The sequence below is a fragment of the Methylomonas sp. Uni0011 genome (assembly GCF_056850255.1).
In genome coordinates this window covers 1-24,184 of record NZ_JBVVNO010000013.1, presented here as the reverse complement: position 1 = coordinate 24,184, position 24,184 = coordinate 1, and the positions used below count along the sequence as shown (strand labels likewise).

Sequence of the window (24,184 nt, the reverse complement as noted above, 5' to 3'; positions counted from 1 at the left end):
CAGCGTAGGCCGCCGTTCTTTTGAACGGCGGCTTTTTTATGTCTGCCAGAAATCGTAGAAATTGAACCATTGCAACGGCGCTTGCAATGTATGCTGTTGCAGCCGCTGCGCATAAAGTGCGGCCGCTTGTTGGATAACGGCATCCCGCTGTTCGCGCCGCCAACTCAACGCATCGCCGATTCGTTCGAACACGATTCGGTGTCTGCCCTTGCACTTGACGCAAAACAGGTAATACACCGGGCATTTCAACAGGCCTGCCAATACGAACGGCCCGAGCGGCAATCGGGCCGGCGCCCCCAGGAAATCGACGGTCAGGGTACGGCCGCCATTGACCGGCGTGCGGTCGGCCGCAATCACCACCAGTTCGCCCTGTTCGATTTTTTCCGCCAGCAGCATGGCCGTGGCGGCATTGATTTCGGTGACTTGCAATAGATTCATCGCACTGTCCGGGTTGTAACGGCGGAGCAGGCGATTGAATTTTTCGGCGTGCTTGGTATGCACCAATACCGTGATCTTGACGGCAGCGTCGCGGTCGGCCATGACCCGGCATACTTCCGGATTGCCCAGGTGGTTGGCCAGCAACAAGGCGCCACGGCCGCCGGCAAGGTCGGCCAATAGCTGTTCGCGGCCCGAGAATTCGACATCGTTTACCGCGATCAGACCCGACCAGGCCGCCAGTTTGTCGATAATGGCGTTGGCGAAGCCGAGGAAGTGGCGGTAGCTATCGAACAGGCTACCCGATAGCTTCACCTCGGGCTGGAAAGCCGCCAATCGGGTCAGGTAATCGCGGCTGGCGCGTCTGGCCGCGGAATTTGCCAGCCAGTAATAGGTCACGACCGGGTAGAGAAAGACTTGCAGCATCTGCCGTCCGCACAGTCGGTAGACCGCAAACAACAGGCGCATACCCCAAGCCAGGCTCCAGTCCTGCATTTGCGACCAATGCCGCTTGGTTTTCATCGCCAATGCCGCGCCAGCAGGCGGGGGATACGGGGCAGCATGCCGCAAAACAGGCGGGCGTGGGCCGCCGAAATCTTCAAGTTGTCCCGCCATAGATCGAAATGGGAAACGCCGTCCAGGGGGTAGCGGACGGCGGTCGCCAGGTTGACCGCCTCCAGACCCTGCCAGTACAAGCGCACTACGATATCGATATCGAACGCCATGCCGGGCGCCAGCCGGCTGCCGGCCAGCAATTGCCCGACCGCCGTCAACGGATACAGGCGAAAGCCGCACATGCCGTCGCCGATGGCGGTCGACAAGGTATTGATTGCGATCCAGAAATTGGTGATTTTTCGGCCATGAACCCGACTTTTCGGCGCGTCGCTCTGGTATTGCGGGGTTCCCAAGATCATTTTTTCCGGATGTTGGCAGCCCAGCTCGAGAAATTTGGGAATATCGTCCACGTCATGCTGGCCGTCGGCGTCGATTTGCAGCGCATGACTGAAGCCCTGGGCGATGGCCCTTTGAAAACCGTCGACTACCGCCGCGCCCTTGCCGCCGTTACTCGGCCGTTGTAGCAACATGATCCAACTGCGGTGTCGGGCGGCACACTCGATCAGTACTTGCCGGCATGTCGGACTACTGCCGTCGTCGACCAGAATGCAAGGCAAACCGAAGCGTTCCAATCGCGCCAGCAATGGCACGATCGCGCTTTCGTGGTTGTAAACCGGGATGACCAAACAGGTTTTCATGATGGGTCCGCTGCGTATGCCAAACGGCCGGAACTATAGACTTGTTCGGCTTGGCTGAATCGGAAATTCAATTTGTTGCTGTCGCGGCGCCAGTCCAGCGTTAATTGCAATTCATAATCGGGACGGACCGGTTTAGCGAACTTGACGGCTTCCAAACGGCTAAACGGCGCGTTGATGTTAAAAAGTTGTTTGCCGAAATGCTCGGCCCAGCCGATCTGGACCACACCGGGCAGAATCGGATAACCCGGGAAGTGGTCGGCAAAATAGCGCAGCTGGCGCGGCACTTTCAAACCCAGCACCACGGTGTCCGGCTGCAAGTCGGCGGTTTGCAACAGCGGCATGCGGTCGTTGCTCTGTAACAAGGTTTGCAGCAATTGGCTGTCCAGTTTGGCTTGCACGGTGGTCGGCATGGCGGACAGAAATAGCCACTTGCGCGGAATCAACACCGCTTCGAACCACGGCTGCAAAGCTTCCTTCAGCTTGCCGATCAAGGCTTTACGGCCGTGGGCGGCCATCGCCGCGTTACCGGCTGCTGACAGTACCGCACAGACCGCCAACTGGTCGCGGCTGCCGGCCAAAGCCAGGGCATGGACTTCGCTCAGCCAGGGGTTATCCGCCAAATGCCGTTCCAATTCGGTTAGAGATAAGCGTTTTTCTTCGATTTTGACGATACGGTCGCGGCGGCCGTGCAATAGGAAACGGTCCTTGCTTTGCAAATCCAGCCTGTCGTCCAGTTCCAGCGTGTTATCGTCCGGCAAATAGGGTGAACTCAGGTAGGCCTTGCCGTCGATTAGTTCGAGACTCAGGCCGTCGAACAATTGCCAGACCGGATCGGGATAGCGGCGCCAGGCGATGCCGCCGGTTTCGCTGCTACCGTAGATTTCCAGCGCCGCCCGGCCACAATGGCGCTCAATCTGCGCGGCGGACTCGGCCGGAAGCGGGCCGCCGGAACTGAAAATGGCGGAAAGCCCGGCCAGACTGGGCCACGGCGCATCGCCAGCCAGCCGCTTCAAATGGGCCGGGCTGGCGACCCAGCAGGCCGGACCGGCTGCGGCTTGTCGAGCCAGATGCTCGGCATCCAACGCCGTTTCGCTGTGGAAGGTGCGGCCGGCCGCTAGCGGCCACAACACCCGGAACAGCAGCCCGTAAATGTGTTGCTGGCTGACCGTTGCCAGAATCCGGCTGCCGGCCAAATCCCGGCCCCAAAGCCTTTCCAGCGTGTCGACTTCGGCTTGCAACTGTCGGAGGGATTTGCTTATCGATTTGGCCGCGCCGGTCGAGCCGGAGGTGAAAATCGCCAGATTGTTCGCGTCCGGCTGCAGACGGTCGAAAACCGGCATTCTCCCACGCTCTTGGTCCAGCCGATAATCGAAGCCGGCTTGCCAGTCGCCGATCAGCCGGCAGCCGGCCTGTTGCAGTTGCTGCGCCGGGCCGGGCCGGTTGTTGGCGGCGAGCCAGACCTGCTTGCCGGCGTGCCACAGCGCGCACAACAACACCGCAAACGGGTAGGCGTCGTGGCAGAACAAGGCATATTTTTGCCCGTTTTGAGCGGACAACGATTCCCGCCAGTCATCGACCGCCGCGCGAAATTCGGCGAAGCTATAATCGCGGCCGCCGTGTCGGGCAACGGTTCCGGTCCGCTCGGCACTGAGTAAATCGGCCAGCGCAATCAAGAGCTTATTCCGGTTTCAGCGTGCGCAGCCTGACCCAATATTCGCCGGCAAACAGCAATCCCATCAGCAGGTAAGCGATCAGGCCGTTGTACAGGCTCCAAACCTGGAAACTGCTCCACAGCGCGGTCGCCGTAGCGATGCCGCCGTTGACGATAAAAAAGCCGCACCAGACCTGGGTCACGCGTCGGGTATACAACACGCCTTGCGCCGGCAGATCGGGTTGCTTCAACCGGGCCAGACGTTCGACGATCGAAGGTGGATGGAGCAGGCTGGCGGCAAATATCGCCAGCATCACCGCATTCATCAGCGCCGGATAAAAGCGCAAGGCCACGGCCTGATTGCTCCAGATTGCAAAGCCGGCGTAGGCCAAGCCGGCCAGCAACAATGGTTTGCTCCAGTCGGCGCGGACCAGGGCCAAGCGCAACAGCAACATCGCGCCGAGTGCTAGCGCGATGAGCCGGGGTTGCAGGTATTGCAGGCCGAAATACACCGCCGCCGGATACAGCGCGGTTAACAGGCCGATCAGCGCATTCAAGCCCGGCGCCATCTCAATCCTGCATCAGGCGGTGGACGGCCTCGACCACGTCGCCTATGGTGCGCGCGGTTTTGAAATCCTCGGGTTTCACCATTTTGCCGGTGAGTTCTTTCAGGCGCACAATCATGTCGACCGCGTCGATACTGTCGAAATCCAGGTCTTCGTAGAGGCGGGCTTCCGGTTCGATGCGGTCTGGGTCCATTTCGAACATTTCCACCATGATGTCTTGGATGGCGGCCAAAATTTGTTCACGATTTTTCATAAGCTGTTAACTGCGCGCGGAATCGATAAATTGAGCCAGAGCCGCAACCGACGAAAAAATCTGCGCCACGTCGTCCTGTTCGGCGTCGATTTTAACCTGGTATTGCTTGCGGATCGCCACGCCCAATTCCAGGGCGTCGATCGAATCCAGCCCCAGCCCGCCGTTAAACAGCGGCGCCGAGCTGTCGATGTCGGCGGCGTCGATGTCTTCCAACGCCAGCGTATCGACGATCAGGCGTTTTAATTCAGTTTCGGTGTTGCTCATAAGCTTGGCGTTGTTCGGTGAAGTAATCCAATAAAGTTTGGGTCAGCCGGCGCAGCGCGATCGAGTGCGGTTGCAATCGCCGGTACTCGCTCAGGTCGATGTCGTCGCCGACTTCCATCCGCAAATGAAACTGCCGCGGCGGAATCCGGTACCAGGCCAGGTTCTTGGTCAAGGTGCTGGGGGTGCAAGTCAAGGTCACCGGGGTTAACACGCAGTCGGCGGCCAGGGCAATCGCGGCGGCGCCGCGCTGGAAGCGGTAAGCCTGGCCCGGTATCGAACGGGTGCCCTCCGGGAATACGATCAAGCCGCCGCCACCGTTCAGCCACGCCGCACAATCGGCGATCATGGTCTGCGAATCGGCATTGCTGATGTAGCCGGCATGCAGGATCGAGCCGCGCATGGCCGGATTGCGCCACAAGCTGGCCTTGACGATGCAACTGGCTTGCTTGATGCGGCTGAGCAGAAACACCACATCCACCAAGGTCGGATGGTTGGCTACCACCAGTTGGCCGGGACGATTCAGTTTTTCGCCGCCGCAGATTTGGTAACTCATCACGCCCAGCCGGTGCATCAAGCCGATAAAAGCATAAAAGCTCAGATGGACCATGGTTTGGGCGCGGCAGGCTTTGCGGCGGCGGTCGCCGGGCAGCAGCGCCAGCAACGGAAACACCACCAACCACAACAGCACGCCGCCGAGGCCGAAACAGGCGAAGCTGATTGCGGTTGCCGCCAGTCGCCAAAGATAGTTGATGTTGTGACTCAGAGTTTTTGCCATTGCCAACCGCGGCCGCCGTTTCCCAAATGCAATTCGGATTGGTCGGCGGCCAGGAATTCGATAAAGGCCGGCAATTGTAGCGGTTGCTCGCCATCCTGACGAGTCGAGCTTGTCGGCGAAAACGCCAGCGCCAGACCGGGGCCGGCAAGCGCCAGCCGCAATGCAGCCGCGCAGGGAAAGGGTAACGATGCCGCAAAACCGGCCGAAGGAAAGAAATCCGGCAATACTTCGTCGTAATACACCAGCAGGACTTCGCCGTGTCCGGCGTGTAATAAGCCTAGCGCTTCGATCAGTCCCGGTCCGAGCCCGCCGGCGCCGGGGGCGACGCAATTGATTTCGCAGCGGTTGGCGTAGGCGATTGAAAACAGGCCGGCAATCGCATTGTGTACCGACAGGCTGAACGCGGTCGGCGACAATTCCTCGCCGCGCTGCAGATCGTTCAGCATGTCCAGGCATTTGCCGATTTCGCCGTGCGACGAGCTGAACACGGCCGGCATTTGCTCGCCGGGCGTCAGGCATTGCTCGACGACGAACATCGCCGCCTTCGCCAGCGGGCTGAGCCGGCGTTGCAAGGGTTTGGGCGTGTATTGCAGCGGCGGCGGGGGTTGATGATCCGGCGGTTTCCGGCCGGCCGCAAATTGCCGCCAGTCATCCTGGGTTTGCAAGCCCGGTGCCCAGGCGCTCCAACGGCGGATGATGAACGGGTAGGCCATGTTGCGGAAGTCGGTTGACGCTGGCGCCGAAGCGGCGGGGAGCAAATTATAATCGGGAACTGAACTGCCGCGCGCGGGTCGCCGTTCAGAGGATTCGGAACGAGGGAATTTGGACGGGTGATGCAATACGAACCGAAGCCAAGGCCATAAGGTGTAATTGGGTAGGGCGTCAATAGGCTAAGCCGTCTTGCGCCGCAAGTTGGCTTTTAATCATGCGGCGTATTACGCTATCGCTAATACGCCCTACGCGGGCTGAACCAGCTGTGTTGGATGGCATCGTGTCCACGCATTGGGGCATCTCCAAATTTAGGTAGCCTATTTTAACCGGTACCAGCAGTTATCGGTCTCGGATTGCTTGGCTTTGTGAGCTTTTCACCAGCCTGTTAGACAATTCCCGTGGTAAAGTAAACGCCAATAACAAAAAAAACAGCCAAGGTTTTTATCAAAGTAATAAAAAAAATATCTTTATACGCTTGCTTGTGAGTGAGACCAGTAACAAACAATAAAGTCATCACCGCACCATTATGTGGGAGAGTGTCCATACTGCCAGATGCCATAGCAGCGATTCTATGCAAGACCTCTAAAGGTATCTCCGCATGCTGGGCATTCTGAACAAATGTTTCGGCCATTCCCGCTAAGGCAATACTCATACCTCCCGATGCTGAACCAGTTATTCCAGCTAACACGCTTATAGAAATTGCTTCATTCAACAATGGGTTAGAGATTGATTTTAACGCATTCTCAATAGCTACAAAGCTCGGCAAAGCCGCAATGATGCCGCCATAACCATACTCAGAAGCGGTGTTCATAACAGCTAACAGCGAACCGCTAATAGTTTCTTTGACAGCTATTTTGAAACTGACTTTAATTGTCTTAAATGCGAAAACTAGTGTAGTCAAAATACCAATCAATAGTGCGCCTTCTACGGCCCAGATAGCCTTAACTTTAGCTATCTCAGTAATCAACGGTTTAGCCTGACCTACTACGTCAACGCTATAGACTTCACCATAATACGTTGGTATCCATTCACTAAGCTTGTAAGTCATCAAACCAACTAAAAACAAAGGCATTAAAGCAATAGCTGGGTGTGGTAGATTTTCGACGTTGCGTGAGATGGGCGTATTTTCGTTCTCTACCCCATACCCTTCACCAGAAGCAATTGCTTGGTAACGACGATAGCTAAGAAAAGCTAAACCAAAAATAAAAATAAAACCCGCGCCAATAAAGCCTAACGAGGGGGCAGCATAAACATCAGTTTTAAAAAAGGTTGTCGGAATTATGTTTTGGATTTGTGGCGATCCCGGCAATGAGTCCATGGTATAAGTAAATGCGCCTAAGGCAATAGTAGCTGGCAACAAGCGCTTCGGTATGTTGTTTTTTCTAAACATCTCTGAAGCAAATGGATAAACAGCAAAAACAACTACAAACAGGGAAACTCCAAAATAAGTCAATAACGAACAAGCAACAACCACGATTAATATTGTACCTTGAGAACCAACAAATTTAGTAATTGTCGCAACTATCACGGTGGAAAATCCTGATAGCTCAATCATTTTTCCAAAAACCCCTCCCAGCAAGAAAACCGGAAAATATAACTTAATGAACGCCGACATTTTTTCCATAAAAATACCTGTGAAGAATGGCGCAATTAAACTAGGGTCCGTGAATAATACTGCAGCACTCGCTATTAAGGGGGAAAAGAGAATAACACTGTAACCACGAAGAGCAATAAAAATCAGGGCAACCAACGAAATTATAACTATAAAAAAACTCACGACCGCTCCCGAACTAACCAGTTTTATAAAAAATAATTAATAACTTACCGACTAATTTTCTCATCAATTCCTTGCTACTACAACCAGCTAGCTGATCATGATGCTCTCTAAAAGCTAAGTCGCACAAGGTCCTAAATTTTTTACCAGTCATTTGCTACATGGTAATCGACCTTATAACGACAGAAGTTTCAAAAAATACTAACAAAAAGAGAAAGCCTGAATTATCTGCTCGAAGCACTCTGAATTTCTTTATATATCTCAGTATTTTTAATAATCTTATGCGCATCTCTTTTTGCAAAAGAGGTGATTTTATCGATCGGACCCATCCCATCAAGCGCAACATTTAAAATCTGCTGCTCATTCAAATTTAATTGCACGCAATATATCCACCCATGATGAAAATGCTTTTCCGATATTGCCCTAACCTCTCCACAATAAACATTCCCCCACTCAGGAGACTTATCAATCAAAAATCTTGCATCAGATTTTCTTTCAATCATAATTATACCGATATAGTTTTGAATGTCTGCGATCCCCTTCACCCTATAAGTCATGTCATAACAAATATGAAGCACCTTGTCCTCCTGGGTTTTTTCAAATACTGATAACGAATGCCAAGTACCTCTTTTAGTAGAGATGGGATCGACGGCATCTTCTTTTCGATATTCAAAAGCATGTCCACTGTAAACATCTTTTGCACCTGGCTCGTGCTTCATATGAAAAAAACCGACGACACTTATTTTTTCATTTAAATCTTCAGTATGAGAATGGAAGTCAACAAGACCGTATAACCACCAGCCACCAAGCTGTTCTTCTCGCTTTAAGAAATCCTGAATTATTCTCTTTTTCATAGAATATTCATATTTTTTTTCCGCTATATACCCCATGCCGGTCAATAGAAAAGCAACGATCGATGGTGGAATCCAATCGTGACACTGCGCCAAACCAAATAAGGTTTGAACGTTACATAATGTCGGCTTAATATAAGGTTCATCCTCCCAAACTACTAAAAACACAATCAACCAAGAAAAAATATATTTAATGGTTTTATGCGATCTATAAACGTTTGACATACAAGCTCCCTTCTAAAAATAAATTATATAAAAACCATCTGCTCACTTTTTTGAATAATTTGTTTTTTACTTTCTTATAAAGCCATTAATGACTTTAGCCTTACCACATACCAAAGTCCTGGCATTGTCGGAAGAAACTATTTCAGTGGAAAGCTCTAAGATATGCCTAGAATAAGATATTTTTTCAATCTTTACCTTGGCGATATAATCAATATTCGCAATAATTGCCTCTCTGAACTCTAATGTTTTGCTTAAATAAACTGTTCCATTTCCAGGAAATCTTGTGCCTAAAATTTTCGAAAAAACGGACTCAACAAGAATGCCAGGAATCGCAATACATCCAATCGGACTTTGTTTGGCAGCCGCAATATCATAGTGGATATTATTCCAGTCGCCAGTCAACCACATAAAATTTATCACTGGATCGAAAGGCACTGGTAAACGAAAAAACTTCACCAGCCACAAGATTAAAGGATTGTTCCAAAGGCAAGTTGTCCAGCGTGAAAAGCGGAATTGAAGGCTGTACTCTTGGCCCACGTAAAAAACTAGTTTTTGTTCCATAGGTAATTAATTAAAAAGGAGTTGCATAGAAACCAGGCTATCCTGAATCCAACCAAGCTGTCAAATATTCGGGTGTTGAATACAAAACACTAATCGAGACTGAATCATAAGGGCTATTGCGTTCTATTCCAACTTCAGTCTGCAAATCGTTAATTTATTCGAGTACGAATAGAATTGCTGAGTGGTAATCTCTAAAAGTCTACGATTAAACAGAGTCGGTGCGTAAAAAGCCTTCGAAAGCTGACTTTTCCAAGCGGATTACCTCTACTCGAAGCCTTTTCTGCTCCCATGGTCGGCCATGTATGCAAGAAAGCACCGGTTTAGTGTGGCTCCCAAGACCGCAAAGGGCCGCAACCGACCACTCACCATCTCACCCCAACCGCCGAATATCTTTCGGCAGAATAAACCACCGAAATACGGTATCCGGATAGACCTCCGGCGTTTAAATCGGCTTTGCGCTGCTTTTCACCGATAAAACGGCGCAGTTGCCAATGCTGCGTTACTCGAACGCGCTGATGACTTCGCTTTCCTGTTTGCCGGCTTCAATCCAGGCTTGCGCTTCCGGGCTGTGCAACACGGTTTGCACATAGGCTTCGGCGTCCGGGTTGGTGACCAACTGGTAGGTGTGGAAGCGGAAGGCCACCGGTGCGTACATTGCGTCGACGATGCCGAAACGGCCGAACAGCCAGGCGCCGTCTTTGCCGTGCCGGCGTCGGCATTGTTGCCAGATTTCGCCGATGCGGTCGATATCCGGCTGCACCCCTTCCGGCAAGTGCTTCGCGGCCGGCGTGCGCCGACAATTCATGCCGCAATAGGTGCGCAATGCGGTGAAACCGGAATGCATTTCCGCCGCCAGCGAGCGTGCCAACGCCCGTTCGGCAAAATCGTCCGGCCAGCCCTGGGTTTGCGGGAAGCGTTCGGCCAGATACTCCAGAATCGCCAACGAATCCCAAACCCGCAGTTCGCCGTCCAGCAATACCGGGACTTTGCCGGACGGTGAGTATTGCAGGATTTTGGCCTTGGATTCTTCCTGGTACAGCGGAATCCGGATCTCTTCGAACTCGATATCGTGGTGTTTCAAATAAAACCAGGGCCGGAACGACCAGGACGAGTAATTTTTATTGCCGATGACCAGACTCAAACTCATATCGATAAGCTCCCGTGTATCAAGATTCCAATGATGCGCCGCGGGCCGCGGCCGCCGGGTCGCAATAATGCGCCATGACCCGGCAAATTTTACCGGCGGCGTCGATTTCCATCACTTCGGCCGCCAGTAGGTCGTTCACGCTGCGGTACAACAAGGTGACGCTACCGACACCCGGCAGGACCTGCAATAGCGTGAAATGCAATTCGGGGAATTTGGCCAAACCCTGGGCAAAATAGGCTGCCAGTGCCGGTTTGCCGTGCAGGCTGCCGTCCGCGATATCCATGAGTTTGAGGATGAACGGGCTGCGAAACTCGATCGCGTCGGCGTAGTGTTCCATGATCTGCGCCAGGTCGCGGCTATTCCAGGCCTGGAGCCAGGCGTCGGCCAGTTTGTCGGCTTGTGGTTGGGTAAGCATGTGTTGAATCGTAAATTGCCGGAGTGGTGGTTTGGCGGCCGGGCGGGTTCGGCGCCATCGTTTGCCGTTTAATTTAACAGCATTCCGGCTAACGGGAAAAGCCATTATGCCTATTCGCCGCTGCCGCTGTGGTCAGGTGCTACGGGCAATGCCGGCGCAACCGGCCGGCGGGCTTCGGTTCGCGGCCTGCGGCCGGGCCGGAACCGAAGCGGTGCGGATTATTCCTGTTTGTCGTTAATCAAGTCGTAGGTGATGTTCGGATTCAGACCCATCGGCCAGTAAATCAGCGAGAACGGCGGCCAGAAAATGGAAACCACCCGGAATTTGGCGCGGAGCTTGCCTTCTTTCACCACCTTGCCGTCTTTCTCCAGCCGGTAAGGAATACCGCCGCCCGGCGGCATGCCGGCTGCAGTCCAGAAGAACGGCCGGGTGGTGACTTCGCCGTTGGCTTTAATGTCCACCGGCTGCGGCCGCTTGTACAGATACAATTGCGAGCCTTCCGGCACCTTGAAATGGCCGGTCGTGGTGCAGCCCACCAACAGGCTCAAAAACAGCGCGAGTACGATCTTGTTCAGCATGGTTGTCTCCTGGGTTGAATAAAGCGTTACGGTTTATTTTCGGAATAGTTCTATTTGTAACGGGCGGATTTTGTTTTTGGTAGTTGGCCGGAAACCCGCTAACGACAAATATACGCTAAGACTGTTCTTAACTGTAAAGACAGACCCAAAGCCCTTGTCGCCAAATTTAATGTCGCTAATGTCCCATTCGCGCGACTTGATCGATTAAAAACGTTTAAAAATCAGCGCCGTATTGATGCCGCCGAAGGCGAAGTTATTGCTGATCACGTATTCGGTGTCCACCAATCGGCTTTGGGCACGAATATAGTCCAGATCGGCGCAGGCCGGGTCGACCTGCTCCAGATTCGCGGTCGGGTGAAACCAACCGGCGTTCATCATCATGATCGTTGCCCAGGCTTCCAGCGCGCCGCAAGCGCCCAGGGTGTGGCCGGTGAAACTTTTCAATGCGCTGATCGGGGTGTTGCCGCCGAATACTGCGAAGGTGGCGCGGCTTTCGGCGATATCGCCGTGCTCGGTGGCGGTGCCGTGGGCGCTGATATAGCCGATGGCCGACGCCGGCAGGCCGGCATCCTGCAGCGCCAGCCGCATCGTGGTTTGCATGCTGGCCGCGTCCGGCTGGGTCACGTGCAGGCCGTCGGAGTTGGTGCCGAAACCGGCGACTTCGGCGTAGATATGCGCGCCGCGGGCCAGGGCATGCTCCAGTTCCTCCAGCACCAGCGTGCCGGCGCCTTCGCCGATCACCAGACCGTCGCGGTCGCGGTCGAACGGCCGTGGCGATTGGTCCGGTTCGGCATTGCGCAGACTGGTGGCGAACAGGGTGTCGAACACCGCCGCTTCCGAGGCCGACAACTCGTCGGCGCCGCCGGCCACCATGACCTGCTGCTTGCCGTATTTGATCGCTTCGTAGGCGTAACCGATGCCCTGGCTGCCTGAGGTACAGGCGCTGGAGGTGGTATACACCCGGCCGTTGATGCCGAAAAACAGGCCGATATTGACCGGCGCGGTATGCGCCATCATCCGGATGTACGAGGTGGCGTTGAGACCGTCGGTGGCGTGATTCAACAGCATATTGCCGAAATCGGCGATCGCCTCGAAACTGCCGGCGCAGCTGCCGTAAGCGATGCCGGTATTGCCGCTGCCCAGACAGGGGTGATCTAGCAAGCCGGCGTCGACCAAAGCCAGTTCGGTGGCGTAAGTCGCGAGCAGCGCTACCCGGCCCATGCTGCGGGTTTGTTTGCGGCTGTAGTGGGCCGGCCGTTCGAATTCCACCGGCGCCGCCAGCCGGGTATTCAGGCCCCGATATTGGTCCCATTCGGCGAGCGAGCGGATGCCGGTACGGCTGCTTTGCAGATGTTGGGCAATCGTCGGCCAGTCGTTGCCGATCGGCGACAAGCCGGCCATGCCGGTAACCACCACCCGCTTCAACACAGGCCTCCGTTCACCGAAATCACCTGGCGGGTGATGTAGCCGGCGTCTGCCGACAGCAGAAATGCCACCGCCGCGGCCACTTCTTCCGGACGGCCGACGCGGCGCGCCGGGATCATTTGTTTGATTTCGTCCAGCGGCAAGGCTTCGGTCATGTCGGTGTCGATCAAGCCCGGCGCCACGCAATTCACCGTGATTTCGCGCTTGGCCAGTTCCAGTGCCAGGGCTTTGGTCGCGCCGATGATGCCGGCTTTGGCCGCGCTGTAATTGACCTGGCCGCGGTTGCCGATCAAACCGGAAACCGACGACAGGGTCACAATCCGCCCCGGTTTCCGCCGCCTGACCATCGGCATCACCAGCGGTTGCAACACGTTGTAAAAACCGTCCAGATTGGTGCGGATCACGCTGTCCCAGTCTTCGCCGGTCAAGGCCGGAAAGGCATTGTCGGCACTGATGCCGGCGTTGCAGACCACGCCGTAGTATGCGCCGTGGGCTTCGACGTCCGCGTTCAAAATGTCGGCGCATTCGCTGCGGTTGCCGATATCGAATTGCAGGATGCGCGCTTGGCGGCCCATCTGCGAAATTTCGGCGGCGGCGGCTTCGGCTTCGGCCCGCCGGCTGCGGCAATGCAACACCAGGTCGTAGCCGCGCCCGGCCAGGTAAAGTGCGATGGCTTTGCCGATACCGCGGCTGGAGCCGGTGACGAGAACAGTGTTATTCATCGGGTAAGGATTGGTCGGATCGAGGTTGGTAGACATTCAGCTTGGCGCTGATCTCGATATTGTCGCCGCTAACCCGGCAATCGAAAACGCCTAATTGCTCGTCCTGCACGATTTTTTCGATCGTCACGGCCAGTTTGCAGTCGACCGGCAAGCTGCCGACATTGCTTTGCAGCAGACGGCTGCCGAGCAGAAAGCCGAGACGGATCGGCTGGCCGGCCTGTTTGGCTTGCAGGCCGACATAGGCGCCGATGGCTTGCGCCATGTATTCCAGCGCCGCCCAGGCCGGTACCGCGCGTTCGTCGCCGAACAGCAGGCCGTCGCCGCGCACGGTCAGCGCCGCGCTGAGCCGGTCCTCTTCAAAACTGACTACCCGGTCCAGCAAGACCATTTCGCCGGTATGCGGCAACAACTCGGCGATGTCCCAATCGGTCACGGCTGTCATGCCTGCGCGATCACGATCGAAACGTTGCTGCCGCCGAAGGCGAAGGAGTTGCTTTGGCAGACTGTTAACGGCCGACCCAAGCTCTGGCCCGGCGCCACCCAATTCAACGGCGGCAGTTCGGGGTCGATGTCGTCGCCGTTGACGTTGGCGATCAGGCGGCCCTGAGCATCGTTGCTTTGCAGTAACAACCAGCAAAAGCCCAGTTCCAGCGCTGCCGCCGCGCCCAGGGTGTGGCCGCTCATGCCTTTGCTGGAACTGACCGGCGTGTCGGTGCCGAACACGGCATGCACGGCCTTGCTTTCCATCGCGTCGTTCAACAGCGTCGCGGTGCCGTGCATATTCAGATAATCGACTTGCGCCGGGGTCAGTCCGGCCTGATCCAGCGCGGTCCGCATCGCAGTTTGCACGGCGGTGCCGTCCGGATCGGGGGCCGAGAAGTGGTAGGCATCGCTGGTCGCGGCCACGCCGCGCAAGCAAACCGGCCCCGGCTGTTTGCTCAGGATGAACAGTGCGGCGGCTTCGCCGATATTGATGCCGTCGCGGCGGCGGCCGAAGGGTTTGCACAAGCCGGCGCCGACCGATTCCAGCGCGGCGAAGCCGTTGACGGTCAAGCCGCACAGGCTGTCGGCGCCGCCGACGATCACGGCGTCGCACAAGTCCATCGCCAGCAGCCGTTGCGCCGAGGCAAAGGCCTTGCCGCTGGAGGCGCAGGCGCTGGACAGGGTGTAGGCCGGTCCGCGGATTTGCAGATATTCGGCCAGAAAATCGGCGCCGGCCCCCATCTGCTGTTGCTTGTAGTGGTAAGCGGGCGGCAGCCGGCCGTGTTCGGCCTGGTCAGTCAGAGCCAGTTCGGTATTGCGGACCCCGGAGGTGCTGGTGCCGAGGGCGATGCCGATCCGCTCCGGGCCAAAGCGTTCGCGCATCGCTTCGATGCCGGGGCGGATTTGCTCGGCCGCGGCCAACAGCAGTTGGTTGTTGCGGCAGGCGTACACGGCCAACGCGTCCGGTATCTCGGGCAACGGCGCCGTAACCGCCCCCAGGTATTGGCTGCGGCCTGGGCTGAATGCGTCGCTTGGTTGCAGCCTGCTGCGGTCGCCGCGCCACAAGCCGTCAAGAACCTCCTGTCGGCCGCTGCCCAATGCGCAGAGGATGCCTAAATCATTCAGGTAGCAGTTCATAACTCAAGGTGTCGATGGTCAATCGATAGCGGTAGCGCAAGTTCGACAATTCCGCGTGCCGCGGCCAGTCGGCTTCGTTAGAGAGATAGACGATTTCGGCGATTTTTTCCGCGCCTTGGAACAGTTCGCGGCGGTTGGCGCCGGTTTGCAGATGCCAGCCGGGCGGGAGATTGTTTTGCAACTGCGCGGCCGGCCAATAGATCAACTGCAAATCGGCGACGATGGCCCGCGGGTCGATCGAATCCGGCAGCAACGGATTTTTATCTATTGCCAAGTTTTCGCCGTCGTAGCTTAAATTGAACAAACTCAGACCGTCTCTGCTGGTGCCGGCCATCGCGATGCGTTCGGCCGTCAATTCCAGCGCGCAGAGCAGACTGTCGCTGCCGCCCGGCCAGGTTGCGGTGACCAGTTGCAGAATGTGTCGGGCCGGGCCCAGCGGCGGCGCCAGGGTTGGCCCGGCGGTATCCGCTGCCGGCGGCACAGGTGCGCATGCTGCGGCCAATATCAGGGTAAAAGCGGCCGGCAGGCCGCGGCGAAGAGCTGGCAATACCGCCACGTTATTTGACGGCGACTAGATTGACCAAGGTCGGTTCCGGCCGCTGCGGCAAGGAAAAACCGAACCATTCCAGCGCGCCGATATCCGGCCGGCTCCACCACAAATAGGGTTTGGAGATGGCGCTATCGTCCAGTTTGAAGCCGCTGTCGCGGATCAAGGCGATGTATTCGTCGGCGGTTTTTTGCACCTGCATCGGATGTCGGAACAGCAGTCGGATCGGCAGGGAATGGATGAAGCGCTTGCAGGATTCGGCGAATAGCAGCAGGCCGCCCGGTTTCAAGACCCGGTGGAATTCCTGCATCGCGCGCCGGTGTTGCACGATGTGGTGGAAGCTTTGGTGGCAGAACAGCAGGTCGAAACTGGCGTCCGGATACGGCAACTGTTCGGCATTGCCCAACGCGACATCGACCGGGCAGGCACAGTGGGACCCGGCGCGGACCGCGTCCGCCAGCAATGCCGGGTCGATTTCGATGCCGGCGATATGTTTGGGTTGGAACTGCTGCTCCAATAGCGCAAACGAATTGCCGCGGCCGCAGCCGATATCCAGAATCGCCGGCCGGAGCGGGGTAGACGGCAACAACCTGGTCAGATCGTTCAGTGCGATGCGTAGTACCCGCTGCCGCCAGGTGTAGGTATTCAGAAACCAGATGCCGAAAGCGCTTTCCTTGACCCAATACGTGCCCGGCGTCCCCGCCGGGGGTGGAATGAGGTTGGCGCTGGACATCTGCCGGGCTAAGGCCTATTTGGCCTGAACTCTGTAAATGGCGTAGGCGGCGAAACTGACGGTCAGAATGTAAATTACGGCTGAGATCACAGGCATTTCCTCGTGGATGGTTGAGTGCAAACTTTTAACATTAATTTCCCGCAATGGGAAAGGGATTTTTCTGGCAGTGGTGGCTGCCGTTGGTTTGCAAGGCCGCGAGCGCCCGGCGGGCTTGCTTTTCGCATTGAAACAAAACCACTCCGGCCGGCCGAAGGCGTTAAAATTGACCGGCGGCTGTCCGGCCGCTCAATTCAGCAAACGAGTTTTACAACATGGCCAAGAATGTATCCGCCCAAGTCAATTTGACGCTCTACGGCCAGCCGGTGGCGTTGCAGTTCGCGGTCCCCGCGGACAAGGTGACGCCGCTCGGCGTGCTGCCGGCATTGCAGCAGATCGATAACCAATTCGTCGATACGGCGGTCGCGGCCTTCGTCGGCACCGACCAGGCCATTTCCTGCCAAGCCGGTTGCGGCGCCTGTTGCCGGCAGGTGGTGCCGCTGGCCGAATTCGAGGCTTACCACATCGCCGCCTTGGTCGAACGCTTGCCGGAGCCCAGGCGCAGCGAGGTCAAACAACGTTTTTCGGACGGTTGTGCGCAGTTGGACCGGATCGGCTGGCTGGAGCGCTTGCAGCAGCAGCTGGAGCAGGGCACGACTCACGACGCGGTGCAGAGCCACGCGCTGGAGTATTTCCGCCAGAACATCGCCTGCCCGTTTCTGGAAGCTGAGAGTTGCTCGATTCACCCCGACCGGCCGCTGGCCTGCCGCGAATACCTGGTCACGTCGCCGGCCGAGCATTGCCGGGAGCCGTCTCCGGATACGGTCAAACACATCGAATTGAAGTTTCAGGTCTCGCGGCTGGTGCGCAAGCTCTGGAAAACCAAGCACATCACTCAGCCGGATTCGGTGCCGATGATCTACGCCCTGCAATGGGTCAAGACTCACCCCAACCAGTTTCCGAAAAAACGCGGAGCGGAGTGGATGCAGGAGTTTTTCGAGTATCTCGCCAAGCCTTGATTTTCAGTTCCGAAAGTCAGGCGCTGCCGCCAATCCCGCCGGCGCCTGTTCTATGCTACGCTAGCCAAGAGCTTGAGTTCGGACGTTATCCGGTTGCCGGATACGGCGCTCCGCCCAGCCGATCGAAGATTTCGTGCATCAGTTTGAATATCCCGTCGAAGGAGGCAACATGTCCGCAAACAGTGCCGCTCTGCGCGCCGCCCAACTGCTGGTAACGCTGTTGACGATACTGGCCATCGGCAAGGCGGTATCGCTGGTGCCGATGATGGACCAGCTGGAATTGTTCTGGCATTTCAAGGCCGGGCAGATTGTCTGGTTCGCAGCGAAACTGGCGGCTTTGGTGCTGTTTTACTTTTGCGCCAGTCTGGCGCTGCAAACGGTGCCGGACCGCGGCGGCGTGCTGGTGTTTGCCAAGGATATTGCAGAACCGCTATGCGCGTTGGCGATACTGGTTGCCGCGCAAAGCCTGTTTTGGGAGGTGCTGGCGCCCTTCGTCAATGCCACCGGCAAAACGATTTATTACGGTAGCGTATTGACGTTAATCGTCGGCGTCAGCGTCTGGCTGGTATTGCGCGCCTACCGCCAAGCCGACCGACTGGTTCTGGCACTGAGCGATTGGGCCAGGCTCCGGCCGTGGCTGGCCGCCGCCGACAAGCGCCGTTGCCGGCAATGCCGCGCGGCGGTGTCGTCTACGGCCAAGTATTGCGGGGAGTGCGGCAGCTCATTGCAGCCAAGCGTCCACTGCTATGCTTGCGGTGCCTTGGTTGGTGAGGAGCAGCGCTATTGTCCCGATTGCGGTGCCGATTTACAGCACAGCGCCGCCCCGGCACAGCCGCCCGCAGCGGCAAACGGCGAATCCGCACCCTAGGCCAGCTACACCGGCGGACCGCGGTGTTTCCCGATACGCTGGTAGACTGACGCTCTCGCAACCCGCAACAGCCGGCCCGCCATGTCAGACTTGAAACCAACCCCGCTTGCCGCCCTCCATCAGCAACTGGGCGCCAAAATGACCGCCTTTGCCGGTTACCAAATGCCGGTGCAATACCCGCGCGGCATCATCCACGAACACCTGCATTGCCGTAGCCGCGTCGGCTTTTTCGATATTTCGCACATGGGCCAATGCCTGGCGCTTGGCGATGGGGCGGCTGAGGCCATCGAAAAGCTGACGCCGGGCGGCATCCTCGATTTGCCGGTCAACAGCCAAAAATATTCGGTACTGACCAACGCCGCCGGCGGCGTGATCGACGACATCATCGTTACCCGGCTGGCGGACGGCGTCGGCCTCATCGTCAATGCCGGTTGCAAGGACAAGGATTTTGCCTATCTGCGGGAAAAATTAGCCGGTAAAGTCGATTTTCGGGAGTTGGCTGACCAGGCCTTGTTGGCCTTGCAAGGCCCGGAAGCGGCTGCGGTAATCGCAAAATTTTCGCCTGACGCCACGGCGCTGCAGTTCATGCAAGTCTGCGCCACTGCCATCGCCGGCGTGGCCTGTACGGTTAGCCGCAGCGGCTACACCGGCGAGGACGGCTTCGAAATCTCGTTACCGGCTGCAGAGGCCGAACGAGTCGCCAAAGTGTTGCTGGCCGAGGACGGCGTCGAGCCGATTGGGTTGGGTGCGCGCGATACCTTGCGTTTGGAGGCCGGGCTTTGCCTGTACGGCCATGAATTGAACGAAACCATCACACCGATCGAGGCCGGTCTGGGCTGGATATTCAAAAAAGGCCACAGCGATTTTCCCGGCGCCGAAACCATTCTGGCGCAGCGGCAAAACGCGGTCGGCCGGCGCCGAGTCGGATTGCTGGTTGACGGGAAAATTCCGGTTCGGGACGGCGCTGTCTTGCTGGATAACGCTGATAGCGAAGTCGGCATCGTCACCAGCGGCAGTTTTTCGCCGAGTTTGAACCGGCCGATTACGATGGCCTTGGTCGATCAACGCGTCGCCACAACCGGCATCCGCCTCAAAGCCCTGGTGCGGAACTCGGCCGTGGAATTGACAGTCTGCCGGCTACCGTTCGTGCCGCATCGGTACCACAAACCTGGGAGATAAGCCCATGAGCCACCGTTCCCGCCTCGATCAACTGGAAATGCGCGGTAATTTTATCCAGCGCCATATCGGCCCCAATGCCGAGCAAACTCGGGCCATGCTGGCCGAATTGGGCCTGGACGATCTGGAGCAGATCGTCGATCGGGTGCTGCCGCCCGACATTCTGAACCACGAGCCGTTGAAACTGACCGGTTCGATCAGCGAGCGGGCGGTGATCAAATACCTGCGGGCCATGCGCGAACGCAATAAAGTCATGGTGTCGATGATCGGCATGGGTTACTCGGACACGATCATGCCGGCGGTGATCAAGCGCAACGTGCTGGAAAATCCCGGCTGGTATACCGCTTACACGCCGTATCAGGCCGAAGTCGGTCAAGGCCGGCTGGAAGCATTATTGAACTTCCAGCAGATGATCATCGACCTGACCGGCATGGAGATCGCCAACGCCTCGTTGCTCGACGAAGCCACGGCCGCTGCAGAAGCGATGACGATGGCGCGCCGCCTGGCGAAAAGCCAAGCCAACACGGTGGTGATCGACCAAAACTGTCATCCGCAAACCATCGGCGTAGTCAAAACCCGGGCCGGCTCGCTCGGTTACGAGGTGGTGGTCACCGACCCATTTAACGGGCTGGAGCAGCACGAGTTTTTCGCGTTGATCCTGCAATATCCCAATAGCGGCGGCGAAATCCACGATTTGACCGAAATTACCGCGTTGGCCCACGCCAAATCGGCGCTGGTCACCGTCGCCGCCGATTTACTGGCTTTGGTGCTGTTGACGCCGCCGGCCAGATTCGGCGCCGACATCGTGGTCGGCAGTGCTCAGCGCTTCGGTGTGCCGATGGGTTACGGCGGCCCGCACGCGGCGTTCTTTGCCACCCGCGACGATTTCAAACGCTCGATGCCGGGCCGCTTGATCGGCGTCTCCAAGGACAGCCACGGCCAGGTCGCATTGCGGATGGCTTTGCAGACCCGCGAGCAGCACATCCGCCGCGACAAGGCCACCAGCAATATCTGCACCTCGCAGGTGTTGCTGGCGGTAATCGCCGGTTTTTACGCGGTCTACCACGGCGCCGACGGCTTGCGCCTGATCGCCGGCCGGGTACATCGTTACGCCCAGATTCTGGCGGCCGGCCTGGCCGGTAGCGGTTACCAGGTGTTGAGCCAGTGTTATTTCGACACGATCAGAATTCGTGTGCCCAACCGGGCGCGGCGCTTTGCCGCTCAGGCTGAAGCGGCGGGCATCAATCTGCGCGTGATCGATCCGGATACCTTGGGCATTGCCTTGGACGAAGCCACCACCCGCGACCATATCCGCGCCCTCTGGCAGATCTTCGCCTCGCCGATCAGCGAATTGCCCGACATCGCCGCGCTGGATGCCGGCCTGGCAGAATGCATTCCCGCCCCGTTGCTGCGCGACGATGCCATCCTCAGCCATCCGGTGTTCAGTCAGTACCACTCGGAAACCGAGATGATGCGCTACATGCGCCGGCTGGCACGGCGCGACATTGCCCTGGATCGGGCGATGATTCCGCTCGGTTCCTGCACGATGAAACTGAACGCTGCCACCGAAATGCAGGCCATCTCGTTTTACGAATTCGCGGCGATGCATCCGTTCGCGCCGCTGCACCAAACCCAGGGCTATCAGCAATTGTTCGCGGAACTGGAAGACATGCTCTGCGACCTGACCGGCTTCGATGCCTTCTCGTTGCAACCCAATGCCGGCTCGCAAGGCGAATACACCGGCTTGCTGGTAATCCGCAAATACCACCAGGTCAACGGTCAAGGCCAGCGCAATATCTGCCTGATTCCGGCTTCGGCGCACGGCACCAATCCGGCCAGCGCCACCCTGGCCGGGCTGCAGGTCGTGGTCGTGGCCTGCGATGACCACGGTAACGTCGATGTCGCCGATCTGCGCGCCAAGGCCGCGCAATACCAGGACACGCTGGCGGCGTTGATGATTACCTATCCGTCCACCCACGGTGTGTACGAACAAGCGTTTCGGGAGATTTGCGACATCGTCCATCAGCACGGCGGCCAGGTGTATATGGATGGCGCTAATTTCAATGCCTTGGTCGGTTTGTGCCGGCCGGGCAAGATCGGCGCCGACGTGGCGCATTTGAATTTGCATAAAACCTTTGCGATTCCGCACGGCGGCGGCGGGCCCGGCGTCGGGCCGATCGGCGTCGGCGCGCATCTGGCGCCGTATCTGCCCGATCATCCGGTCGTGGAGGGCGTAAATCCGGCCAAAGGCGAGCACGGCACGGTGGGCACGGTGTCGGCGGCACCGTGGGGCTCGGCTAGCATTTTGACGATTTCCTGGGCCTACATTGCCATGATGGGCGCCACCGGTCTGCGCCGCGCCACCTTGACCGCGATTATGAACGCGAATTACATCGCTCACCGGCTGGCGCCGCATTATCCGATTTTGTACACCGACGCCAACGGCTGGGTGGCGCACGAATGCATCATCGATTGTCATGCCTTTAAAAAAACCGCCAACGTCACCGTCGAAGATATTGCCAAACGCCTGATCGATTACGGCTTTCATGCGCCGACCGTGTCGTTTCCGGTGCCGGATACCTTGATGATCGAACCCACCGAAAGCGAGAACAAAACCGAGATCGACCGCTTCTGCGCGGCGATGATCGCCATCCGCGCCGAAATTCGCGAGATCGAAACCGGCACAGCCGACCCGGAGCACAACGTCCTGCACAACGCGCCGCATACCCATCGCTTGTTGCTGGAGGACTGGAAATTGCCGTATTCCCGGCAGAAAGCCTTTTTCCCGGACAGCCATCAGCACGACGATAAATACTGGCCGCCGGTCGGGCGCATCGACAGCGTCTACGGTGACCGCCACGTGTTTTGCAGTTGCCCGCTGGATTGGGTGCAAGCCGCCACGGAGTGTGATGCCTAAACTCGTTAACCAGCCGCTGGCCTTCGTCGACCTGGAAACCACCGGCGCCACCGCCACCAAGGACCGCATCACCGAAATCGGCATCGTCCTGGTCGATGCCGATGGGGTGCGGGAATGGAACCAGTTGGTCAATCCGCAAACTCGGATTCCGTTGTTCATAGAGCAAATGACCGGCATCAGCAACGAGATGGTCGCCGAGATGCCCAGCTTTGCCCAAGTAGCCGGTGAAGTGGTGGAGTTGCTGGAAGGCCGGCTGTTCATTGCCCACAACGCCCGTTTCGATTACGGGTTTTTGAAGAACGAGTTCAGCCGGGTGGGTATGACTTTCCGGCCGCAAGTGCTGTGTACGGTCAAATTGTCGCGGGCCTTGTATCCGCACTTCCACCGCCATAATCTGGACAGCCTGATCGAACGCCACGGCTTGCAGGCCAAAGACCGGCACCGGGCGTTGGCCGATGCGCAATTGATTCATCAATTCTGGACTCAGGCTTGCGAGCAATTTTCTGCAGAGACCGTCGATGCCGCGGTGCAGCGTCTGGTCGGCCGCTCCAGCCTGCCGTCGAATATCGACCCGTTATTGATCCACGATTTGCCGGAAGCCCCCGGCGTCTACCTGTTTTACGGCGAGAACGACCTGCCGTTGTACATCGGCAAAAGCGTCAACATCCGCAATAGGGTGCTGGCGCATTTCGGCGCCGACCACAAGAACAGCAAGGAGATGAGCCTGGCCCAGCAACTGCGGCGCATCGACTGGATCGAAACCGCCGGCGAATTGGGCGCGCTGTTGCTGGAAGCCCGCTTGATAAAGGAAAAAACCCCGGTGCACAACCAGCGCCTGCGTCGCAAAAACGCCTTGTGCGCCTGGCAGTTACAACAACAGGGCGAGCAACTCAAGCCGGTATTGAGTTGGGCCGGCGAGCTGGATTTCGGCGCCCAGGATAATTTATACGGCCTCTACCACAGCCAGCGCGACGCCCAAAAAGCCTTGCGCGGCGTCGCCGAACAGCACGGCCTGTGTTTGAGCGTATTGGGCTTGGAGAAAACCGCCGCTGGTAGGCCGTGCTTCGGTTACCAGATCAAAAAATGCCGCGGCGCCTGCGTCGGCAGCGAAGCGCCGCTGGCCCACGCGGCGCGGGTGCTGATCGCCATGCAAAAACTCAAACTTGCGGTCTGGCCGTATCCGGGCGCGATTGGCGTGCGCGAAGGCGAGGAACTGCACGTGATCGACCGTTGGTGTTATTTGGGAACCGCCAAAAACGAGGTGGAAATCGCGGAGTTGTTGCAGGCCGGCGTTCCGGCGTTTGATCGGGATACTTATATGCTGCTGAGTAAGTCGTTGAGGAAGGCGGAGGTTGTTGGGTTGTCCCAGACATTGAGTGTGGTCGGTTGAACCGCGTTCGTCCGATTACGCGTTGCTAATCTGACCTACAGCTCTGTGCGCACAATTTAGGTCGTCTAGTCGTCTAGTCGTGTAGGGTGTGGTGAGTGATGGGGCTACACTAAACCGGACACAATTTTTAAAATATCCGAAAAATATTGTGATCCAAAATGAGCAGAGAAAAACCCAATACCTATACGGCAGAATTTAGAGAGTCGGCAGTCAAATTAGCTAATGAATCCGATCAATCGGTGGCTCAGGTAGCCAAAGAGCTTGGAATCAAC

General features: G+C 57.3%; 26 protein-coding genes. 6 read left to right on the top strand and 20 right to left on the bottom strand.

The features are described from left to right. Positions 1 to 36: 36 nt before the first annotated feature. From AC0IM9_RS14340 to AC0IM9_RS14245, 20 genes are all read right to left on the bottom strand, one after another. Complete coding sequence (locus AC0IM9_RS14340; protein WP_482804469.1) at positions 37 to 957, bottom strand: lysophospholipid acyltransferase family protein; 921 nt, start codon at positions 955 to 957, stop codon at positions 37 to 39. Then, positions 954 to 1,688: a glycosyltransferase family 2 protein gene (locus AC0IM9_RS14335; protein ID WP_482804468.1), complete on the bottom strand. Its 735-nt coding sequence runs from the start codon at positions 1,686 to 1,688 to the stop codon at positions 954 to 956. The genes AC0IM9_RS14340 and AC0IM9_RS14335 overlap by 4 nt, the downstream gene beginning before the upstream one ends. Next, a complete protein-coding gene (locus tag AC0IM9_RS14330; protein ID WP_482804467.1) occupies positions 1,685 to 3,361 on the bottom strand; it encodes an ApeI family dehydratase in 1,677 nt (558 codons plus the stop codon). The genes AC0IM9_RS14335 and AC0IM9_RS14330 overlap by 4 nt, the downstream gene beginning before the upstream one ends. A gap of 4 nt (positions 3,362 to 3,365) precedes the next feature. Beyond that, a complete protein-coding gene (locus AC0IM9_RS14325) occupies positions 3,366 to 3,908 on the bottom strand; it encodes a COG4648 family protein (RefSeq protein WP_482804466.1) in 543 nt (180 codons plus the stop codon). Between the two features lies 1 nt (position 3,909). Then, entirely contained in the window at positions 3,910 to 4,158 is a 249-nt protein-coding gene (locus AC0IM9_RS14320; RefSeq protein WP_278210934.1) for an acyl carrier protein, read from the bottom strand. Positions 4,159 to 4,164: 6 nt separating this feature from the next. Then, positions 4,165 to 4,422 carry a phosphopantetheine-binding protein gene (locus AC0IM9_RS14315; protein ID WP_140914219.1) on the bottom strand — a complete coding sequence of 86 codons (258 nt, stop codon included), beginning with the start codon at positions 4,420 to 4,422 and terminating at the stop codon, positions 4,165 to 4,167. Next, positions 4,403 to 5,197, bottom strand: a complete 795-nt coding sequence (locus tag AC0IM9_RS14310; protein ID WP_482804465.1) for a lysophospholipid acyltransferase family protein — start codon at positions 5,195 to 5,197, stop codon at positions 4,403 to 4,405. Before AC0IM9_RS14310 ends, AC0IM9_RS14315 begins: the two co-directional genes overlap by 20 nt. After that, positions 5,182 to 5,910, bottom strand: coding sequence for a beta-ketoacyl synthase chain length factor (locus tag AC0IM9_RS14305; RefSeq protein WP_482804464.1), 729 nt, complete (start codon positions 5,908 to 5,910; stop codon positions 5,182 to 5,184). The genes AC0IM9_RS14310 and AC0IM9_RS14305 overlap by 16 nt, the downstream gene beginning before the upstream one ends. A gap of 383 nt (positions 5,911 to 6,293) precedes the next feature. Next, entirely contained in the window at positions 6,294 to 7,685 is a 1,392-nt protein-coding gene (locus AC0IM9_RS14300; RefSeq protein WP_482804463.1) for a GntP family permease, read from the bottom strand. Between the two features lie 221 nt (positions 7,686 to 7,906). Then, positions 7,907 to 8,758 carry a hypothetical protein gene (locus AC0IM9_RS14295; protein ID WP_482804462.1) on the bottom strand — a complete coding sequence of 284 codons (852 nt, stop codon included), beginning with the start codon at positions 8,756 to 8,758 and terminating at the stop codon, positions 7,907 to 7,909. A 66-nt stretch (positions 8,759 to 8,824) separates the two neighbouring features. Then, on the bottom strand, positions 8,825 to 9,319 hold the full coding sequence (locus AC0IM9_RS14290; protein ID WP_482804461.1) for a hotdog family protein: 495 nt from the start codon (positions 9,317 to 9,319) through the stop codon (positions 8,825 to 8,827). A gap of 499 nt (positions 9,320 to 9,818) precedes the next feature. After that, the gene (locus AC0IM9_RS14285) at positions 9,819 to 10,466 is read right to left on the bottom strand and encodes a glutathione S-transferase family protein (protein ID WP_278210939.1); all 648 of its coding nucleotides are present in this window, start codon (positions 10,464 to 10,466) and stop codon (positions 9,819 to 9,821) included. 19 nt (positions 10,467 to 10,485) lie between these two features. Then, positions 10,486 to 10,881, bottom strand: a complete 396-nt coding sequence (locus AC0IM9_RS14280; RefSeq protein WP_482804460.1) for a nuclear transport factor 2 family protein — start codon at positions 10,879 to 10,881, stop codon at positions 10,486 to 10,488. Positions 10,882 to 11,099: 218 nt separating this feature from the next. Continuing rightward, positions 11,100 to 11,459, bottom strand: coding sequence for a hypothetical protein (locus AC0IM9_RS14275; protein ID WP_140914226.1), 360 nt, complete (start codon positions 11,457 to 11,459; stop codon positions 11,100 to 11,102). Positions 11,460 to 11,663: 204 nt separating this feature from the next. Further along, positions 11,664 to 12,887 (bottom strand): beta-ketoacyl-ACP synthase, encoded by a 1,224-nt coding sequence (locus AC0IM9_RS14270; protein WP_482804459.1) that lies wholly within the window; start codon positions 12,885 to 12,887, stop codon positions 11,664 to 11,666. After that, a complete protein-coding gene (gene fabG / locus AC0IM9_RS14265) occupies positions 12,881 to 13,606 on the bottom strand; it encodes a 3-oxoacyl-ACP reductase FabG (protein ID WP_482804524.1) in 726 nt (241 codons plus the stop codon). Before fabG ends, AC0IM9_RS14270 begins: the two co-directional genes overlap by 7 nt. Continuing rightward, a complete protein-coding gene (locus AC0IM9_RS14260; protein ID WP_482804458.1) occupies positions 13,599 to 14,048 on the bottom strand; it encodes a hotdog family protein in 450 nt (149 codons plus the stop codon). The genes fabG and AC0IM9_RS14260 overlap by 8 nt, the downstream gene beginning before the upstream one ends. Beyond that, positions 14,045 to 15,226, bottom strand: a complete 1,182-nt coding sequence (locus AC0IM9_RS14255) for a beta-ketoacyl-[acyl-carrier-protein] synthase family protein (RefSeq protein ID WP_482804457.1) — start codon at positions 15,224 to 15,226, stop codon at positions 14,045 to 14,047. The genes AC0IM9_RS14260 and AC0IM9_RS14255 overlap by 4 nt, the downstream gene beginning before the upstream one ends. Beyond that, positions 15,207 to 15,773 (bottom strand): DUF3261 domain-containing protein, encoded by a 567-nt coding sequence (locus AC0IM9_RS14250; protein WP_482804456.1) that lies wholly within the window; start codon positions 15,771 to 15,773, stop codon positions 15,207 to 15,209. Before AC0IM9_RS14250 ends, AC0IM9_RS14255 begins: the two co-directional genes overlap by 20 nt. Before the next feature lie 10 nt (positions 15,774 to 15,783). Continuing rightward, positions 15,784 to 16,506 carry a class I SAM-dependent methyltransferase gene (locus AC0IM9_RS14245; RefSeq protein ID WP_482804455.1) on the bottom strand — a complete coding sequence of 241 codons (723 nt, stop codon included), beginning with the start codon at positions 16,504 to 16,506 and terminating at the stop codon, positions 15,784 to 15,786. 311 nt (positions 16,507 to 16,817) lie between these two features. On the opposite strand from AC0IM9_RS14245, the gene AC0IM9_RS14240 reads away from it, so the two are divergent. From AC0IM9_RS14240 to AC0IM9_RS14215, 6 genes are all read left to right on the top strand, one after another. Next, positions 16,818 to 17,561: a YkgJ family cysteine cluster protein gene (locus AC0IM9_RS14240; RefSeq protein ID WP_482804454.1), complete on the top strand. Its 744-nt coding sequence runs from the start codon at positions 16,818 to 16,820 to the stop codon at positions 17,559 to 17,561. Positions 17,562 to 17,730: 169 nt separating this feature from the next. Next, positions 17,731 to 18,429, top strand: coding sequence for a zinc ribbon domain-containing protein (locus AC0IM9_RS14235; RefSeq protein WP_482804453.1), 699 nt, complete (start codon positions 17,731 to 17,733; stop codon positions 18,427 to 18,429). 81 nt (positions 18,430 to 18,510) lie between these two features. Then, positions 18,511 to 19,608 carry a glycine cleavage system aminomethyltransferase GcvT gene (gcvT, locus tag AC0IM9_RS14230; protein WP_482804452.1) on the top strand — a complete coding sequence of 366 codons (1,098 nt, stop codon included), beginning with the start codon at positions 18,511 to 18,513 and terminating at the stop codon, positions 19,606 to 19,608. A gap of 4 nt (positions 19,609 to 19,612) precedes the next feature. Continuing rightward, the gene (gene gcvP / locus AC0IM9_RS14225; protein WP_482804451.1) at positions 19,613 to 22,522 is read left to right on the top strand and encodes an aminomethyl-transferring glycine dehydrogenase; all 2,910 of its coding nucleotides are present in this window, start codon (positions 19,613 to 19,615) and stop codon (positions 22,520 to 22,522) included. Beyond that, entirely contained in the window at positions 22,515 to 23,912 is a 1,398-nt protein-coding gene (locus tag AC0IM9_RS14220; protein WP_482804450.1) for a 3'-5' exonuclease family protein, read from the top strand. The genes gcvP and AC0IM9_RS14220 overlap by 8 nt, the downstream gene beginning before the upstream one ends. Positions 23,913 to 24,070: 158 nt before the next feature. Beyond that, on the top strand, positions 24,071 to 24,184 hold a 114-nt coding region (locus AC0IM9_RS14215; RefSeq protein WP_482804523.1), incomplete at its 3' end, for a transposase.

Excerpts from the sequence above, each read along its gene's own strand:
- AC0IM9_RS14275 (WP_140914226.1), bottom strand. The coding sequence starts at position 11,459 with ATGCTGAACAAGATCGTACTCGCGCTGTTTTTGAGCCTGTTGGTGGGC.
- AC0IM9_RS14295 (WP_482804462.1), bottom strand. The coding sequence starts at position 8,758 with ATGTCAAACGTTTATAGATCGCATAAAACCATTAAATATATTTTTTCT.
- AC0IM9_RS14335 (WP_482804468.1), bottom strand. The coding sequence starts at position 1,688 with ATGAAAACCTGTTTGGTCATCCCGGTTTACAACCACGAAAGCGCGATC.
- AC0IM9_RS14285 (WP_278210939.1), bottom strand. The coding sequence starts at position 10,466 with ATGAGTTTGAGTCTGGTCATCGGCAATAAAAATTACTCGTCCTGGTCG.
- AC0IM9_RS14280 (WP_482804460.1), bottom strand. The coding sequence starts at position 10,881 with ATGCTTACCCAACCACAAGCCGACAAACTGGCCGACGCCTGGCTCCAG.
- AC0IM9_RS14245 (WP_482804455.1), bottom strand. The coding sequence starts at position 16,506 with ATGTCCAGCGCCAACCTCATTCCACCCCCGGCGGGGACGCCGGGCACG.
- fabG (WP_482804524.1), bottom strand. The coding sequence starts at position 13,606 with ATGAATAACACTGTTCTCGTCACCGGCTCCAGCCGCGGTATCGGCAAA.
- AC0IM9_RS14255 (WP_482804457.1), bottom strand. The coding sequence starts at position 15,226 with ATGAACTGCTACCTGAATGATTTAGGCATCCTCTGCGCATTGGGCAGC.
- AC0IM9_RS14325 (WP_482804466.1), bottom strand. The coding sequence starts at position 3,908 with ATGGCGCCGGGCTTGAATGCGCTGATCGGCCTGTTAACCGCGCTGTAT.
- AC0IM9_RS14220 (WP_482804450.1), top strand. The coding sequence starts at position 22,515 with ATGCCTAAACTCGTTAACCAGCCGCTGGCCTTCGTCGACCTGGAAACC.
- AC0IM9_RS14235 (WP_482804453.1), top strand. The coding sequence starts at position 17,731 with ATGTCCGCAAACAGTGCCGCTCTGCGCGCCGCCCAACTGCTGGTAACG.
- AC0IM9_RS14315 (WP_140914219.1), bottom strand. The coding sequence starts at position 4,422 with ATGAGCAACACCGAAACTGAATTAAAACGCCTGATCGTCGATACGCTG.
- gcvT (WP_482804452.1), top strand. The coding sequence starts at position 18,511 with ATGTCAGACTTGAAACCAACCCCGCTTGCCGCCCTCCATCAGCAACTG.
- AC0IM9_RS14310 (WP_482804465.1), bottom strand. The coding sequence starts at position 5,197 with ATGGCAAAAACTCTGAGTCACAACATCAACTATCTTTGGCGACTGGCG.
- AC0IM9_RS14240 (WP_482804454.1), top strand. The coding sequence starts at position 16,818 with ATGGCCAAGAATGTATCCGCCCAAGTCAATTTGACGCTCTACGGCCAG.
- AC0IM9_RS14260 (WP_482804458.1), bottom strand. The coding sequence starts at position 14,048 with ATGACAGCCGTGACCGATTGGGACATCGCCGAGTTGTTGCCGCATACC.
- AC0IM9_RS14320 (WP_278210934.1), bottom strand. The coding sequence starts at position 4,158 with ATGAAAAATCGTGAACAAATTTTGGCCGCCATCCAAGACATCATGGTG.
- AC0IM9_RS14305 (WP_482804464.1), bottom strand. The coding sequence starts at position 5,910 with ATGGCCTACCCGTTCATCATCCGCCGTTGGAGCGCCTGGGCACCGGGC.
- gcvP (WP_482804451.1), top strand. The coding sequence starts at position 19,613 with ATGAGCCACCGTTCCCGCCTCGATCAACTGGAAATGCGCGGTAATTTT.
- AC0IM9_RS14290 (WP_482804461.1), bottom strand. The coding sequence starts at position 9,319 with ATGGAACAAAAACTAGTTTTTTACGTGGGCCAAGAGTACAGCCTTCAA.
- AC0IM9_RS14340 (WP_482804469.1), bottom strand. The coding sequence starts at position 957 with ATGAAAACCAAGCGGCATTGGTCGCAAATGCAGGACTGGAGCCTGGCT.